Origin of the sequence: Tannockella kyphosi (genome assembly GCF_021054785.1) — a bacterium.
Lineage (GTDB): Bacteria > Bacillota_I > Bacilli_A > Erysipelotrichales > Coprobacillaceae > Tannockella > Tannockella kyphosi.
Genome location: NZ_CP088239.1, coordinates 1,509,507 through 1,526,599, shown reverse-complemented (window position 1 = coordinate 1,526,599; position 17,093 = coordinate 1,509,507). Strand labels below are relative to the sequence as shown.

Below are 17,093 nucleotides of genomic sequence, written 5' to 3'. Positions count from 1 at the left end.
GGAGTATTAAGATGGAATATTTTATAAATTTATTAGCTTCTTTTATTATTAGTTTCTTAGTTGTTTTAGTAGCAATGCCAAAGGTAATACCTTTTCTACATAAAATGAAATTTGGACAAGTACAAAGAGAAGAAGGAATGGAGTCTCATAAAGCAAAAGGCGGAACACCAACAATGGGTGGTAGTGTATTTATTTTGAGTACTTTATTAGTAGCATGTATTTTAAATTATAAAGATATTACGAATCCTATTCTTTTATTATTATGTTTTGTTACATTAGGATTTGGTTTAATTGGTTTATTAGATGATGCTTTAATTGTAGTTAAAAAGAAAAATGATGGATTGTCAGCTAAAATGAAATATGCTTTACAATCACTTATTGCTATTGCTTTTTATTTTCTAGCAAAAGAATATGTACCAGGATTTGATACTATTATTTCGATTCCATTTTTCCATATTAATGTAGATTTAGGATATGCTTATCCGGTCTTAGTTTATTTTATGTTTACTGCAACAAGTAATGGAGTGAATTTATCGGATGGATTAGATGGTTTAGCTACAGGGTTATGTATGATGGCTATTTCACCATTTATTATCTTTGCGATTATGATGAAAGAATTTACGGTTGCTAGTTTTGCAATGTGTATGGTTGGATCATTGCTTGGATTTATGATGTTTAATTATAATCCTGCTAAAATATTTATGGGAGATGTAGGGTCTCTTAGTTTAGGTGGATTATTAAGTGCTTTAGCTATTCTTACGAATCAAGAAATTTTACTTGTTTTAATTGGTGGGGTTTTTGTAATGGAAACATTATCAGTTATTATTCAAGTTGTTTCTTTTAAAACAAGAGGAAAAAGAGTTTTTAAAATGGCTCCAATTCATCATCATTTTGAGATGTTAGGATGGAATGAACCACAAGTTGTTATCTCTTTTTGGTTTATGGGATTTATATGTGCATTAATAGGAATGGTTTTAGGAGTATTATAAGATGTTAACAGGGAAAAAAGTGTTAGTATTAGGGCTGGCAAAAAGTGGGAGAGCTGCTATTGGCTTATTACAAGCAACAAATGCTACGATTACAGTTAATGTTTTTGATAAAAAAGAATCTATTGAAGAGTATGATGATTATGTTAATCAAGGAATTGAGATGATTACTGGAGGACATCCAGAGGAGTTATTTGAAAGAGATTTTGATTTTGTAGTAAAAAACCCGGGAATTAATTATCAAAAGCCTTTTATTTTACGTTTAAAGGAAAGAAATATTCCGGTGTATACAGAGATAGAATTGGGTTTTCAGTGTGCTAAGGAACAAAATTATGTTGCTATTACGGGTACAAATGGGAAGACAACAACTGTTCATTTAATTGAAGAAATTTTAAAATCTACCAATGATAAGGTCCACTTAGCAGGGAATGTTGGTTATCCTTTTTGTGATATTATTATGGAACATAACTTATTACAAGTTGAAGGACATACCATTATATTAGAAATGAGTAATTTTCAATTATTAGATATAGAAACATTTGCACCAAATGTTTCTAGTATTATTAATTTAACACCTGATCATTTAGATTATATGCTTTCTTTAGAAGAATATTATGCTTCGAAAACAAATATTTATAAGCATCAAACAACAGGAACTTTTTTGTTAAATATCGATGATTTAGTGGTTTTAGAATATATAAAACAATATCCTATTCCTTGTTCTACGATTACTTTTTCTTTAGAACAAGATGCTGATTGTTGCTTAAAAGATAATTCTATTTATTATCAGGGAACAAAGATTATTGATCTAAAAGATATTAGAGTAGTTGGTAAACATAATGTTCAAAATTGTATGATAGCCACTTGTGTTGCTAAGCAATTAGGTTATGATAATCATGTTATTGCAAATGCAATTGCTTCGTTTCATGGAGTAGAACATCGCATTGAGTATGTTATGAATAAAGATGGTAAAGAGATTTATAATGATTCTAAGGCAACTAATTGTGATGCAACTATTATTGCATTAAAGGCTTTTGATAAACCGGTTGTTTTATTGATGGGTGGTTTTGATAAAGGATTAGATTTAACGGAGTTAAAATCTTATCGTGATAAAGTAGATACTTTTATTGCATTTGGAGCTGCAGGACAAAGATTTTATGAAGAAATGGGTATAGAGAAAAGTTATCTTTGTGAAAATTTATTAGAAGCTACTAAAAAAGCATTAGAGGTTTCTAAAGAAGAAGATATTATTTTATTATCACCTTCAACAAGTTCTTTTGATGAGTTTAGTGGTTATGATCAAAGAGGAAAAATGTTTAAACAGTATATAAGAGAGTTATAACTCTCTTTTTTTTGCGTATAAATAAGTGGGGGGATTTATATGCGATATAGATTAGTCATTGGAGTAGTGTTAGTGATTGTGTTTATTGGTTTGTGTATGGTTTATAGCGCTAGTAATGTATGGGCTTTTTATAAGTTTGGAGATTCTTTTTATTATATAAAGAGGCAATTATTTTTTGCGTTTATTGGGATTGTATGTATGTTTATAGTTTCTAAGATAGATTATCATTTTTATTTAGTACATAGTAGAAAATTATTGTTGGTGACATTTATATTATTAATTTTAGTAATTATTCCGGGAGTTGGTAGTGCAAGAGGAGGATCACAAAGTTGGTTTGATTTTGGTATTGTTTCTTTTCAACCTAGTGAATTATTTAAAGTTGGTATTATTATTTATAGTGCTCGTTATATTCATTTGTATTATTTGGAATTAAAAAAAATAAGCAATGCAATTGCTTTATTTGTTGTGATATTGATAGGGTTTGGTTTGATTATGTTGCAACCTGATTTTGGTAGTGCTATCGTGATGGCTAGTAGTATAGTTGTTATGTTGTTAGTTACACCATTACCTTTTCGTTATTTTGTTTTTCTTGGTTTAGGGGGTGTTGCTGGGTTAGTTGGGATGATAGTAGCGGCTCCTTATCGTTTGGAAAGAATAACTGCTTATTTAGATCCTTTTGGCGATCCTTTGGGAAGTGGATTTCAAATGATACAATCTTTGTATGCGATTGGACCTGGAGGAATAGTGGGGGTTGGTTATAATAATAGTATTCAAAAACACTTTTATTTACCAGAGCCTCAAACTGATTTTATATTTGCTATTTATTGCGAAGAATTTGGTTTGATAGGAGCTATTTTTTTAATTGGATTATATGTTTTTTTAATTTATCTTATTATTTCTAGTGCCAAGGAATGTCATGATTTATTTGGATGTTTTTTGTTAGTTGGGATTGGTTCATTATTGTCAATACAAGCATTGATTAACTTGGGTGTGGTTGTTGGAATTTTTCCGATAACTGGCGTCACTTTACCATTTTTTAGTTATGGTGGATCTTCTTTAACGATTACACTTATTGCAGTAGGTATTATGTTAAATGTTATGAAACAAAATTAATATTTTTGTATAAAAAAAGAAGAAATCAATAAGATTTCTCGTATATAAAGGAAACTATTTTTAGTTGATAAATTTATAAAAAATAGTGAACGAATTATCATTGAAAAGACTCTTTTCATCGTACGAATATGGTATAATATTGACAGTCGGTGGAGGGCAATATTATGACTAAAAACATGTTATGTTGGAGGTCAAGTTTGAATTAGGAGGATCGATCATGGAACTACTTATTGTGGTTCTTGTATTGATTATAGTTATTATAAAAGATAACTAGCTCTTGATTCCATCTTGCCTTCAACGACTAGTTCGTAAGAACGAAAAAAGAGATCTAGCAGGATCTCTTTTTTTATTGGTAATTCCATCTTACCTCACCAATAGTATACCCATTTACTAAAAAACAGTCAATACAATCTGGTGAAGTAATCCTATATACTTGATTAATGAGAAAATCTTTGGTAAAGGTGAACATGTAATATCATTCTCATAGAAGTTCCAAAAGCTAGCGTGTTAGTTGAGTAAATTTGGAATTTACGGTGTTTCTTGGGTCTGCTTATTTAGTTCTTCATAGAGTTTGATTTATCTACAGTTTCAAAATTTTAAATTACCCATAAGTTCTGGTGTAGAATGAAAATCTTTGCTTGTACCAATATCGTTTTAAACATCTTGAATTGCTTGTAAAGTAACTTTGTTCAATTTATCAATGCCTTTGGAGTATTTGGTTATTTTAGTAGTCTTGTTAAATCCATTTTCGAGTATACCACTCTATGAATTTCAACAATATCTCCTGTAACTACATAGAAAATTAAATAGTTTTTAACAGGTATCATTCGATATTCAAAATCAAGAGGTTTTGTTGTTTCATTGACTGGATATGCAAGTGGAAAGGTTTTTAAGTTGTCTATAGTTTTATCTATGTTGTCAAGTAAATCTAATGCTGCTTTAGGTGCATACAAACAATCACTGACTGTTCAATATCTTCTCTTGCAATTGGTAGATATTGTATTTTATATGTCATCTATGTCTACCTTATCTTGGAGTTTTTTTCTTAAATCTCCAAAAACTTCTTCATGAGAATATCTTATATCAGTACTCTTTGCTTGTAATTCTGCTTCTTTCAATTTGAAATAGACTTCATTCTCAAATTGGAGTTTTTCGTAAGCCTCAATGCTCATTACAACCATATCCCCATAACCATTTTTAGTTAAAAAGATAGGCTCTGATTCCTCATGAATAATTCTTGAAATATCAGTAAAGTTGTTTCTTAAATCCGAAACCGGTCTAATCTTTGGCATAGCTATCAGCTCCTTCCGTTATTATCATTATAATATCATAATTATGATATTATTTCAATTATGCTACTAAAGTTAAAAATAATTCGGTCAACTTGCTCACCTTTTGCAGATATATATATGAGGGGGAGTTTTTAAGTCTCCAGAGATTATTGAAAAGTGAATAGATGTTTCAAGCTGCTTTTTAAATGCAGTTGTAAAAATACATCTTTCTCTTCTATTTCTATAGCCTCCTTTTTAGTTATCATTAACAATAGTCGCTCTTATAATAACTGTCCAGTTTTTTGTAGCCTATCCAAGATATAAATATCAACGAAAACGTCCGCACCCCCAAAGTAAACAAACTAAACACAAGATTAGAAATACTAAAAGATGACAAAAAAATATTGTTAGCTGTGATGAAGTGAAAAGAACGATTGAACAGTTTGTGAGTTTAAAAGAGGTTAATCGTAAACTAATATTGGATTTAATTCAAAGGTAGAAATAGATGAAGAAAGAAACATAGAAGTATTCTTTAATGTGGATTTAAGTGTGATAGCTAGTTCACGTTCTAAAGGGAGCGTGAACTACACGTTACAGGCGTCACTTTACCATTTTTTAGTTATGGTGGATCTTCTTTAACGATTACACTTATTGCAGTAGGTATTATGTTAAATGTTATGAAACAAAATTAATATTTTTGTATAAAAAAAGAAGAAATCAATAAGATTTCTTAGATATAAAGGAAACTATTTTTAGTTGATAAATTTATAAAAAATAGTGAACGAATTATCATTGAAAAGACTCTTTTCATCGTACGAATATGGTATAATATTGACAGTCGGTGGAGGGCAATATTATGACTAAAAACATGTTATGTTGGAGGTCAAGTTTGAATTAGGAGTATTGATTATGGAACTACTTATTGTGGTTCTTGTATTGATTATAGTTATTATAAAAGATAACTAGCTCTTGATCTACTTAGCCTCCAACGATTAGTTCGTAAGAACGAAAAAAGAGATCGGCCGATCTCTTTTTTTTAAGTTAATCTACTTAACCTCACCAATAGTATATCCATTTATTAATAAATAGTCAATACGATTTGGTGAAGTGATCTTATATACTTGATTAATGAGAATAGCTTTGATAAAGTAGAATATGTAATATCATTCTCGTATTTTGGGAAGGTAGAAGTTTTAAAAGCTAGCGTGTTAGCTGATTTGTTAAATTGATGTTTTTGTTAGTATGAAGATATGAAAAAGGAAGCACATATTCACAACGAATATGAATTTATCACCAAGGGGTGATGCGTAAATAAAAAGAAAGAATAGGTGTAAAAAATGAGTAGAAAAGATAAAATACAGAATTGCTTAATGAAATATTATGCAAAAGATATTGATAAGTTACTGACTATTGTAGTACAGGTTATTGAGAAGAATTGTGATATTAGAGAATTGGTACAAGGGACTAAAAATGAATTTCTAGAGATAGTAGCGGAACAAACATCTATGATGTTTGTTGAGTCTCAATATGATTTTTTAGATGAAGCAGCTTTAGAAATCTGTAGAAGAATTTGTGAAATGGCCGACAATCCATACAAATTAAAAAAACAGGAAAAAATAAACTTAATTGCAGAGGCGTTAGGCGAGGATGCTATTTTTGAATGTTTTTGTATAACTATAGGTTTCGATGATGATGAAATAAGGCGATTATTAGAATCTTACAGATGTCAAGAAGATTATGATATCTTAGCGATTGATAAGGTATATATGAAACGTAAAGCATACGTAGATATGATTCGACAATATGCATTGGCAGCTGTTCATTTATATGGTGTAATTCATGTTAAAGAATTAGAGTCGTTGATAAGGCAATATGAAAAGAAAATATGGGAAGAAGATGGATATATACGTTTGGGTGGGAAATACGCTCATTCAATCGTATTTAACCCAAAGCATATGTGCACAGCAGTCCTTAGTAACATAATTGGAAATATGATACCAGGGGTGTGTATGACTATGGATGGACTGATTCTACATGAATGCTTTAGAGAGCAACTTGAAAAGGAAATAGAAAAAATGGCTAGGTTCCTTCGTAACAAAAATACAGAGATTACAGAAGAACATTTAGACGAATTCTTTTATAAAAGAGCAACTTCGTATTTCCGTGAATTGTATTGGGAATCGGCAGAGAATGAGCGATATATCCCGTCTAGAATAGAATTTTTAAGGTATGCTGATGCAAGTTATAGAGAAATAAACATTGCAGAAAAAAGATTTGTGAGGTATTTAGAGCGCAAATATATGAAGAACTTTAAGAAAGCGGCGAACCAAGGAGAAATGCAAGCCATAGATTATATAGATTACATCCTAGATGGAATTCATGAGTTCATTTTTGATGCTGAATTAATGGAATATGGTGGTAGTTCCGAGGGATGTATTCAGTATGTTTTTGCACAATTGGAAAAATTTGACATACTAATGAAAGATATAAATCAAGCAAATGAGGTCGTGAGTTATATAATAGAGATAATGAATTCGACTAGAATATGGCGTAATTGCGGACACACACCGACTGAAATGTTAAAGAAGAATATTGATTCAGAAAGGTCTGAAAGTATTATTCCTATGATGTCGTATTCTACTGGGACAAACAAGGGAGTTGAAAGAAAAGTAACAAAAATATCTCCTAATGAACCTTGTCCATGTGGGAGTGGAAAAAAGTATAAAAAGTGTTGTAAAAAATAAGATAAGGTTTACCTTATCGTAGACTGAGGTGAATGTATGATAATTTTACTGCTTGGCATTACAAATGTAGGAAAGACAACAACGGGTGAAGTACTAGCTGAAAAAATAGGATATAAATTTTATGATTTGGATTACGAAACAACAGTTTATTATGGAACAACGTTGGAAGAATTTGTAAATAATATTCCAGATAAATTAGAACGTGATCAGAAAAAGGGTGTTGTTTTAGATTTATTAATGAAATCAAAAGAACAGAATAAAGTAATTGCAATTAGCCCTATTGTGTATGCGAGTGTATTTGATAGATATCTATTATGGGCTAATACTATAGCAATAGAATTACAAGATAGTGTAACAAATATATTTGATAGATTAGTATTTTCAGATGAAAATGATCATTGCTATATTGATGATGATTATAAAAATAAGCACAAGGAGCATTATTTGCAAGACATTCAAGAAGATATTAATTATTACAAACCAGCATTTAAAAATATCAGAAATAAGATAAACATAAACGGAAGATTGCCAGGAGAAGTTGCAGAAGATATTATTCATAGATTTCAGGAAAAGATTTTCGCTGAAAAGAAAAGTTACGAAAAGGTTTGTATACCAGCAAAGTTCTTTGAACAAAATAAATTGGAAGAAAGCTCATCAGCTATGATCCTATATTTGAATTTAATTATGATGAGAAGCCATGAATTTAAGCATCTTCTTGACGAAGCGACCTTCCCCTTCTTAGATGAAGAAAGAATATTGGAAATTGAGAAAGATAAAGCATCGATTATGCAGATTACTTGCCCCAAAGAATTGATTAGATGTATGCGTAAATCTACAATAGTAATAAATAGAGAAAATATATTAGAGAAAGTTTCATCCATGGAAGAACAAATTATACCTCTTGTTTTAAAGCAAATTAAAAATAATAGACAAGATGAATTTGTTGAAATAGCCACATTAGCATTAGCTATTTCAGATGCTAAATATGTGGAGGATTTAACAAAAAATATAGAGGAAATCAAATATCCAATAGCACGATCTATGGTTTGTCTAGTATTAGGAATTAAGAGGGAAGTGCAGTTTTCGGAGTTGTTATTGAAGCAATTTTACAAACTGCAAAAAGAGTATCCAGAACAAGGATATGAAAATGGGCCATTATTAGCGTTGTATTTGATTTGGGATAAATTTTAAAAGATAAGTATAATAGTAATCATAAAATAATAAAGCACTAATTGTCGTAAAGTTAATAGGACATTAGTGCTTTAAACGTAAGTGGGGTTTAAAAAATTAATTTATAGTGCCTAATAAAACACCGTAAACTTGGAATTTACGGTGTTTCTTAGGTCTGCTTATTTAGTTCTTCAAAGAGCTTGATTCATCTATAGTTTCAGAATTTTAAATTGCCCATAAGTTTTGGTGTAGAATGAAAATATTTGCTTGTAAAGTAACTTTATTCAATTTATCAATGCCTTATCAAGAGGTTTCATTGACTGGATATGCAATTGGAAAGGTTTTTAAGTTGTCTATAGTTTTATCTATGTTGTCAAGTAAATCTAATGCTGCTTTAGGTGCATACAAACAATCACTGACTGTTCAATATCTTCTCTTGCAATTGGTAGATATTGTATTTTATATGTCATCTATGTCTACCTTATCTTGGAGTTTTTTTCTTAAATCTCCGAAAACTTCTTCATGAGAATATCTTATATCAGTACTCTTTGCTTGTAATTTTGCTTCTTTCAATTTGAAATAAATTTCATTTTCAAATTGGAGTTTTTCGTAAGCTTCAATGCTCATTACAACCATATCACCATAACCATTTTTAGTTAAAAAGATAGGCTCTGATTCCTCATGAATAATTCTTGAAATATCAGTAAAATTGTTTCTTAAATCTGAAACCGGTCTAATCTTTGGCATAGCTATCATCTCCTTTTGTTATTATCATAATTATGATAATATTTCAATTATGCTACTAAAGTTAAAAATAATTCGGTCAACTTGCTCACCTTTTGTAGGTATATATATGAGGGGATGTTTTAAGTCTCCAGAGATTATTGAAAAGTGTATAAATGTTTCAAGTACGATCATCTAAATATAATCAAATAATGATACTCTCCTATAACGACAGCCCGAGTGTGTTTACCACCGTGATGCAAATCAACCATTTGCTTTTTAAATGCAGTTGTAAAAATATGTCTTTCTCGTCTGCTTCTAGAGCCTCCTTTTCAGTTATTATTAATTTATAATAACTGTCCAGTTTATTGCGGCCACACGTACACGGTTTAGACTTAGGATGTGCATATGGAAACAATGGAAAAGAATAGGTACAAAATATAGAGCACTAATAAAACTAGGAGCAAACAAATATAAAGCATGGGAATGGGCAAATAGTAGAAAAGCATACGCACGAGTTGCCATGGCATATATCATGTGTAATACTGTAACGAACGATAGACTAAAGAAAAGAGGCCTAGTACTACTACTAGACCAATATCAAGGGAACTGTTTTTAGGTAATAATAGTTGTAGAATTAGGCTTGAAATTAAACATTCGATCAATCAAATATGGTATAATATTGACAGTCGATGGAGGGCAATATTATGACTAAAAACATGTTATGTTGGAGGTCAAGTTTGAATTAGGAGTATTGATTGCAATTATTCTAAAAAGATAACTAGTTCTTGATTCGCCTTGCTTCCAACGATTAGTTCGAAAGAACGAAAAAAGAGATCTGCCCGATCTCTTTTTTATTGGTAATTCGCCTTACCTCATTAATAGTATACCCATTTACTAAAAAACAGTCAACGCTATCTTGTGAAGCTGTTCTGAATTTTTTGTAGGTTAAATAATTCTAGTTAGAATGAAGAGTAATATTATAACTAAAACATATATGTTGGATGTCAAGTTTGGACTAGGAGTCTTGATTATAGTTATCATAAAAGATTACTGGTTCTTGATTCGTCTTGCTTCTAACGATTAGTTCGAAAGAACGAAAAAAGAGATCCAGCAAGAACTCTTTTTTTAAGTTAATCCACTTAACCTCACCAATAGTATACCCATTTACTAAAAAACAATCAACACTATCTTATGAAGCTGTTCTGTATTCTTGGTAACTGAAATAAATGAAAATGATATTTTATAAAGAAGCTAAAAAAGAGACCTAAGCTACCATTGCACCCGCTATTTAGTTATAGGAGATCCTCTTTCATAATTACACTTGTTGTTGTAGGTAGTATGTTAAATGTTATGAAATAAAATGAAAAGGAATGTTTTAATTGCATCATAAAAGAATCCTATTTGTTTACTTCTTGAAGCAATCCTGTTAATGAATCCATGATAAAGCCTTTAATAAGGATATCTTTTGGAACTAATGGATGTGACTGTAAACATTGGACAGTATTTGTAATTGCCGCATCCCCATTAGAGAAGCCTCCCAGCCAACCTTCTAAATCAATCCCACTAGCTTTCACATTTTCAATAACACTGCTTTCAATCCCATGTTTTATCATCGAATCAATTAGTTTTTGACTATCTAGATGTTGAACACCACAATCACTATGACCAATTACCATAATTTCAGTCACGCCTAGTTGATAGATTGCAATTAGTATGCTTCTAACAGCACTACCATAGGGATGTGAAATAACACCACCCGCATTCTTAATGATTTTAGCATCGCCATTTTCTAAACCTAAAGCAGCAGGAAGTAATTTAGTTAAACGGGTATCCATGCATGAGAGAATCGCTAATTTCTTATTAGGATATTTATTGGTAATAAAGTCTTTATATTTTTCGTTCTTTACAAAATTTTCATTAAATAAAATAATTTCATCAATCATAGAATACTCCTTTTCTTTTTAAGTATTGTACATAGATTATTCTTGTTTTGCAACTAAAATGGTAAATAAAAAAAGGGATATTCCCTTTAGTTTTTAGGTTTAATTTTTCTTGATAAATAAACTACAGGTGTATCACATAAACTTGTAATAACATAAATAACATAAGATGCAATAGTAATATTAATTAAAGTAGGAATATCATACATACCAATAAATGCTCCAAAAGTAAATAAAACAGTATTTAATAACTGTGAAACTAAGGTAGAACCATTATTTCTAAGCCATAAACCTCTTTTACTATCTCCAAACTTTGCTTTTGTCTTTTCCCAAATAAGGTGATATGCCCAAACATCAAACCATTGAGCAAGTGCATAAACAAGAACCCCAACAATCATTAATCTAGGTGTATTTGAAAAAATAGTATGAACAGCAGGACTCACCCAATCATTTGCGTTTGGTGTGAATAATAACCATGATTGTGAAATAAGCACAAAAGTAATATTCGACATAATACCAATCTTAACAGCTAGATTTGCACTCTCTTTATCCTCATTTTCCGATAAAATATCAGTTACTAAAAAACTAGATGCAAACAAAATATTTCCTAATGTTTGTTCAACACCAAAAGCATCGATTAACATTAATACTTCGATATTTGCACTAATGGTAACAATTGCAGTCCAAACATATAAACCTGTTTTTCCAAAAAAACGATAAAATAATAAAACACTCATATAAGTACATACTAAACATAGTATTAATAATAATTCATTAGACATTTGTTGTTACTCCTCCAACACCAAAAGCAGTATTTTCTAATAAAATATCCACTCTTTGATTTTCTTTATATAATGGGTATATTTCTTTTACAAAAAGTTCAATAACGCTTGGATCTGGTTTGATAGCCATTCCATTTTCTTGCATAATATTGATACAAACACGATTAAAATAAGTTAAACCTATTTCAATATCTTGAATCATTGAATCTTTTGTTTGTCCAGGTATTCCTTGTAATAAACAACATTCATCAAAATAAGTTGCAATTTCACTAGGATTATCTGTTTGAATACCTTTTACTAAATAAGATTCTCTAAATAAGTAGTCAAATGTTTCAACTCCTATTTTAATAATAACGGAAATGTTGTTTTTAGAAAATCGTTGGCGTAATGCAGGAATAAATTTTCTTTGGTTATAGTGTGCTTCAAAATGTACTTCTTTGATCTTTTTTTCAATACATATTGTTTCAATAAGATCCATTGTTTCTTCTGGTAGTTCTGTAAAACTTCCAGAATTAATAACTTCTAGTTTTTGATGAATACCTGTTATTTTAGATAACTCTTTTTGATTTAAAGTAATATTTTCTTCTTTATCTCTAGAAAAATCTAAATGATAATCACAAAAACGACAACGACGCCAAGAACATCCTTGGCCTCTTAAAAGAACGATTTCTCTTTTGTTCTTTTCGTTAATAATGGAATATCTTTCCATTATCTCAATTTCTAATTCTTTCTTCATTTTTCCTCCTAAAAGGAGCTACTAAGTAGTCCTAGTTTTATTTATAGACAGGATGGTTACGAACTGTCTTTTTAATACTTGACGATTATAGCATAAATGGGATGAAAAACAAAATAATGTCTAACAATTTACGAAATAACTTCGAATATAAGCAAAAAAATGAATATTATTATTCTATATTAAATTAAATGTGAATATGCTATAATATGGCGGATAGGAGTGATTTTATGAAAATAATAATTAGTGCTGGTGGTACAGGTGGACATTTATATCCTGCCCTAGCATTTGTGCAATATATAGAAAAACAAAGAACAGATGTGGAGTTTTTATTTGTAGGAACAACAGATCGTTTAGAAGCAAGTGTAGTACCTGAAATGGGATATGCGTATCATGGTTTATATGTAAAAGGTTTTGTAGGAAATCCTGTTCAAAAAATTAAAAATGGGATGATTTTTGTGAAGTCTGTTGTAGAGGCTAAAAAAGTAATTAAGAAATTTAAACCTGATATTGTTGTTGGGTTTGGTGGATATCCGAGTGCTAGTATTGTTTTAGCGGCAAGCCAAATGAAAATAAAAACGTTAATTCATGAACAGAATTCTTTGATTGGGTTAACAAATAAAATATTGATTAATAAAGTGGATGGAATTGTATGTTGTTATCAAAAAACATATGATCTTTTACCAAAAGAAAAAACATATTTATATGGTAATCCTAGAGCTGGTTATATTGATTTAGAACCAATTGATATTTATGAAAAATATCAAATAGATCGAAATAAGAAAATTGTTCTTATTGTAATGGGATCATTAGGATCTGCTTCTGTTAATAAGGTTATGAAAGAAGTTCTCACAAAGTTACAAAATAAGCCATATACTATTTTGTATGCTAGTGGTAAAAGTTATTATGAACAATTACAAAATGAGTTAGGTGTACTAGCAAATAATATTTGCTTAGTACCTTATATTGAAGATATGTTACATGTTTTAAAAGAAACTAGTTTAATTGTATGTCGTGGTGGAGCTTCTACCTTGGCTGAAATTACAACGTATGGTGTACCAGGAATAATTATTCCTAGCCCTTATGTTGTTTATAATCATCAAGAATTTAATGCTCGTGCTTTGGTGGAGAGAGATGCTGCTAGAATGATATTAGAAGCTGATTTAACAGGAGAGTATTGTGCAAATCAAATTGATGAATTAATACAAGATGAAAGTATCTTGGAAATGTTAAAACAAAATGCACTTAGTTTGGGAAAACCGAATGCAAGTAAAGATATGTATGAATTTATGTTGAAAATTATAGGAGATAAGTAATGGATTTTTTAAGTGTTAAAAATGAATTTGATAAACAAGAAGTAGGGGATGTGTTGGTGAATGAATCAATGGGGAAGCATACTTCTTTTAAGGCTGGTGGAATTGCTAGTTTATATATTGAGATAAAAGATAAAGCGGGATTAGCTTATGTGTTAGCTTATTGTAAGATGCATCATATTCCTTATTTTATAGTGGGTAAAGGATCAAATATATTATTTGGTGATAAATTATATGAGGGAGTTGTTTTATCGTTACAGCGATATTTCTCTTATTATGAAATAGTGGATACTACGATTACTTGTGGAGCTGGGATGTCACAAATTCCATTAGCGTATCATGCCCAAAATGCAGGGTTGAGTGGTTTTGAGTTTATGTCTGGTATTCCAGGAACAGTAGGTGGAGCAATCTATATGAATGCTGGAGCCTATAAATATGATATGGCATCTGTAGTAAAACGAGTTAGCTATTTAGATGAACAAGGAAATATTGTTGAAAAGGAAAATCAAGAGCTAGATTTTAGTTATCGTCATTCTATTTTCCAAAATCATCCGGAATGGACTATTTTGGAGGTTTGTTTTAATTTAACAAAAAAAGATGCGACTGAAATTAAAGAAGTTGTTGAAAAAAGAAAAAAACGAAGAATGGAAACACAACCTTGGGATAAACCAAGTGCGGGAAGTATTTTTCGTAACCCGGATGAAAAGGGTGCTTGGTATTATATAGATGCATGTGGATTACGTGGCTATCGTATTGGTGGTGCTAGTGTTTCGTTGAAGCATTCTAATTTTATAGTGAATGATAAAAAAGGGACTGCAAGTGATATTCGTGCCCTTATTAGTTATGTTCAAAGAATGGTAAAAGAAAAATTTGATGTAGATTTACATACAGAGGTCTGTTTTGTAAACTGGGAGTAAAGAATGGCAAGACATAGTGAATATGATCAAGTAAATAAAATTTTGAAAGACAAAAAAAGAGCGCGTCGTAAAAAAAGATTGCGTCGTTTTTTGTTTGTTCTTTTGTTAGGAGGATTCCTTTATTTTCTAGCAAGTGATATAAGTAAAATACAGATAATAGAAGTAGAAGGAAACTACTTTGTGGAAACAGATGATATTTTAGATAGTTGTGGTGTTCAAGTAGGTGAGACATTTTTCTTCTATGCTTATTTTTTGGATGTAGAAGAGTCTATATTAGAGTTAACAGAAATACAAGAAGTAACAATAGAGTGTGTTAGTTATAATGCAATACAAATAACAGTAAGTGAAGCATTAAAAATAGCTTATCAAGAATCTAGTTCTACAGTAGCTTTGCTTAGTGAGTCTGGTAGTATTCAAACGGTAAGTCAAAGTATGTATGACTATAGTGCTTTAATTCAATTAAAGAATTTTGATGATGATACGTTAGAAGACTTTGCTAGTGAATTTTATCAAATTCCTAGTCAAGTTCGTTCCCTTATTTCAGATATCGAATATAGCCCTTTAGAGGGAGATGAATCAAGAGTAATTTTTTATATGAATGATGGCAAAGTTCTATATGTACGCATTGAAGATATGGTCGAACAATTGGATGGAGATAGTTATGCTAAATTATTACAAATATTCCCAGATAATAAGTATTATGATTTAGTTGGAAAATATAGTTATGTGTATGATTAATGTGTTTTAATCTAAAAAAAATTATGCTATAATTTAATTAAGTGAAAATAGGAGGAACGCAATGAAAGATATATATGTCGTACTAGATATTGGTAGTGCAACAATCAAACTACTTGTAGGTGAATCATTAAAATCAAACATACATATTTTATTTGCAAAGAAAATTCCTAGTCATGGAGTTAAGTTAGGTAAAATAGTGGATGTGAATGCAGTAAGTAGAGATATTCGTAATTTATTACAAGAAGCTCAACATGATTTAGATACAACAATTACATCGGTGGCTTTGAATGTCCCGAGTATACATACAAAACTATATACTGGTAGTGGGAGTGTTACACTAACAAAAGATATTGTTGAAAGTGAAAATGTTATTAAAGCATTGCAATTAGGTTCAAAAATAAGTAAATCAAACAAAGATGAGATTATTTCTGTTATTCCTGTTTGTTATCATACGGATAGAGAATCTAGTTATGAAGTGCCTTTGAATAAGAAATCAAAATCATTAGTTGTTGATTCTTTGGTTGTGACATCACCAAAGTCTGTTCTATATCCTTATTTACAAGCGGTAGAAGGTGCAGGAGTAGAGGTGTTGGAGATTGGTTTAAATGCTTATTCTTGTGCAAAAGAAGCTTTTGATATGGCTTATTTACAAGAAGGAGCAATCTTAATTGATTTTGGTTATAAGATGACAACTATCTCTTATTTCCAAGATGGTTATATTAGTTATTTATCAACATGTAATGTTGGAGGATATAATTTTACAAAGCGTATTGCTAGTGAGTTTCAAATAGCAATGAATCAAGCAGAAGCGTATAAGATTAAATATGGTTCATTGCAAGCACATGTTGGTCAAAATGATATTATTCATACGACGGTAGTTGATGGAAAAGATATTGTTTATACACAAGAAGATTTAACAAGAATCTTAAATGAAGAAGCAAAAGAAGTGATGGCTGTTATTCATGAGAAGTTAGCAATCATTGAACAAGTGCATAATAAAGAAATTGTATTAGTAGGTGGGGGCAGTGAATTAACTTTGTTAGATCATGTAGCTAGTGAAATATTAAGAGCGCCTGTTCGAATTTATCGACCGGATACGATTGGAGCAAGGGATCAAGCTCAAGTAGGTGCATTAGGGATGATGTATTATTTAGTAGAGCGATCAAAGATACTAGGTAAATATAAACCATCTTTAGTATTACCGGATGTTAGCTCTACAATGTCCTTACGATTTAAAGGACTTACAAAAACACAAACAAAAAACACAGGACCAATCAAACTTGGGAAAGTACTAGAACAGTTATTTAATGAAGACTAG

The 17,093-nt window shown here is 30.4% G+C and carries 15 protein-coding genes and 1 pseudogene; 10 read left to right on the top strand and 6 right to left on the bottom strand.

All coding sequences use genetic code 11. The annotated features are described in order from the left end of the window. Positions 1-11: 11 nt before the first annotated feature. From mraY to ftsW, 3 genes are read left to right on the top strand one after another with little or no spacing between them, the layout of a single operon-like run. Positions 12-989: a phospho-N-acetylmuramoyl-pentapeptide-transferase gene (mraY, locus tag LRR82_RS07480; protein ID WP_249028810.1), complete on the top strand. Its 978-nt coding sequence runs from the start codon at positions 12-14 to the stop codon at positions 987-989. Between the two features lies 1 nt (position 990). Further along, complete coding sequence (murD, locus tag LRR82_RS07475; RefSeq protein ID WP_249028809.1) at positions 991-2,328, top strand: UDP-N-acetylmuramoyl-L-alanine--D-glutamate ligase; 1,338 nt, start codon at positions 991-993, stop codon at positions 2,326-2,328. Positions 2,329-2,367: 39 nt separating this feature from the next. After that, positions 2,368-3,441 (top strand): putative lipid II flippase FtsW, encoded by a 1,074-nt coding sequence (gene ftsW, locus LRR82_RS07470; protein ID WP_249028808.1) that lies wholly within the window; start codon positions 2,368-2,370, stop codon positions 3,439-3,441. A 719-nt stretch (positions 3,442-4,160) separates the two neighbouring features. Here the strand turns inward: ftsW and LRR82_RS10965 are convergent. Both LRR82_RS10965 and LRR82_RS07465 read right to left on the bottom strand, forming a co-directional pair. Beyond that, the gene (locus tag LRR82_RS10965; RefSeq protein ID WP_399201153.1) at positions 4,161-4,394 is read right to left on the bottom strand and encodes a type II toxin-antitoxin system RelE/ParE family toxin; all 234 of its coding nucleotides are present in this window, start codon (positions 4,392-4,394) and stop codon (positions 4,161-4,163) included. A 51-nt stretch (positions 4,395-4,445) separates the two neighbouring features. Next, positions 4,446-4,733 (bottom strand): type II toxin-antitoxin system Phd/YefM family antitoxin, encoded by a 288-nt coding sequence (locus LRR82_RS07465; RefSeq protein ID WP_249028807.1) that lies wholly within the window; start codon positions 4,731-4,733, stop codon positions 4,446-4,448. 614 nt (positions 4,734-5,347) lie between these two features. Between LRR82_RS07465 and LRR82_RS10960 the strand changes: the two are divergent. From LRR82_RS10960 to LRR82_RS07455, 3 genes and pseudogenes are all read left to right on the top strand, one after another. After that, positions 5,348-5,404 (top strand): annotated as a pseudogene (locus LRR82_RS10960) (hypothetical protein); the annotation flags it as partial. A gap of 645 nt (positions 5,405-6,049) precedes the next feature. Next, complete coding sequence (locus LRR82_RS07460) at positions 6,050-7,456, top strand: YecA family protein (RefSeq protein ID WP_249028806.1); 1,407 nt, start codon at positions 6,050-6,052, stop codon at positions 7,454-7,456. A 36-nt stretch (positions 7,457-7,492) separates the two neighbouring features. Next, complete coding sequence (locus LRR82_RS07455) at positions 7,493-8,647, top strand: shikimate kinase (protein ID WP_249028805.1); 1,155 nt, start codon at positions 7,493-7,495, stop codon at positions 8,645-8,647. Between the two features lie 438 nt (positions 8,648-9,085). Here the strand turns inward: LRR82_RS07455 and LRR82_RS07450 are convergent, their stop codons facing one another. The 4 genes from LRR82_RS07450 to LRR82_RS07435 all read right to left on the bottom strand — a co-directional run bounded on the left by LRR82_RS07450 (position 9,086) and on the right by LRR82_RS07435 (position 12,810). Beyond that, positions 9,086-9,373, bottom strand: coding sequence for a type II toxin-antitoxin system Phd/YefM family antitoxin (locus LRR82_RS07450; RefSeq protein ID WP_249028804.1), 288 nt, complete (start codon positions 9,371-9,373; stop codon positions 9,086-9,088). A 1,376-nt stretch (positions 9,374-10,749) separates the two neighbouring features. Further along, complete coding sequence (locus tag LRR82_RS07445; RefSeq protein ID WP_249028803.1) at positions 10,750-11,295, bottom strand: beta-class carbonic anhydrase; 546 nt, start codon at positions 11,293-11,295, stop codon at positions 10,750-10,752. A gap of 86 nt (positions 11,296-11,381) precedes the next feature. Then, complete coding sequence (locus LRR82_RS07440) at positions 11,382-12,074, bottom strand: queuosine precursor transporter (RefSeq protein WP_249028802.1); 693 nt, start codon at positions 12,072-12,074, stop codon at positions 11,382-11,384. After that, positions 12,067-12,810, bottom strand: coding sequence for a radical SAM protein (locus LRR82_RS07435; protein WP_249028801.1), 744 nt, complete (start codon positions 12,808-12,810; stop codon positions 12,067-12,069). Before LRR82_RS07435 ends, LRR82_RS07440 begins: the two co-directional genes overlap by 8 nt. 227 nt (positions 12,811-13,037) lie before the next feature. On the opposite strand from LRR82_RS07435, the gene murG reads away from it, so the two are divergent. The 4 genes from murG (at position 13,038) to LRR82_RS07415 (ending at position 17,093) form a co-directional block, all read left to right on the top strand. Then, positions 13,038-14,123 (top strand): undecaprenyldiphospho-muramoylpentapeptide beta-N-acetylglucosaminyltransferase, encoded by a 1,086-nt coding sequence (gene murG, locus LRR82_RS07430; protein ID WP_249028800.1) that lies wholly within the window; start codon positions 13,038-13,040, stop codon positions 14,121-14,123. Further along, complete coding sequence (gene murB / locus LRR82_RS07425; RefSeq protein ID WP_249028799.1) at positions 14,123-15,037, top strand: UDP-N-acetylmuramate dehydrogenase; 915 nt, start codon at positions 14,123-14,125, stop codon at positions 15,035-15,037. Before murG ends, murB begins: the two co-directional genes overlap by 1 nt. A 3-nt stretch (positions 15,038-15,040) precedes the next feature. Beyond that, positions 15,041-15,775 carry a cell division protein FtsQ/DivIB gene (locus tag LRR82_RS07420; RefSeq protein ID WP_249028798.1) on the top strand — a complete coding sequence of 245 codons (735 nt, stop codon included), beginning with the start codon at positions 15,041-15,043 and terminating at the stop codon, positions 15,773-15,775. 61 nt (positions 15,776-15,836) lie between these two features. Further along, positions 15,837-17,093: a cell division FtsA domain-containing protein gene (locus tag LRR82_RS07415; RefSeq protein WP_249028797.1), complete on the top strand. Its 1,257-nt coding sequence runs from the start codon at positions 15,837-15,839 to the stop codon at positions 17,091-17,093.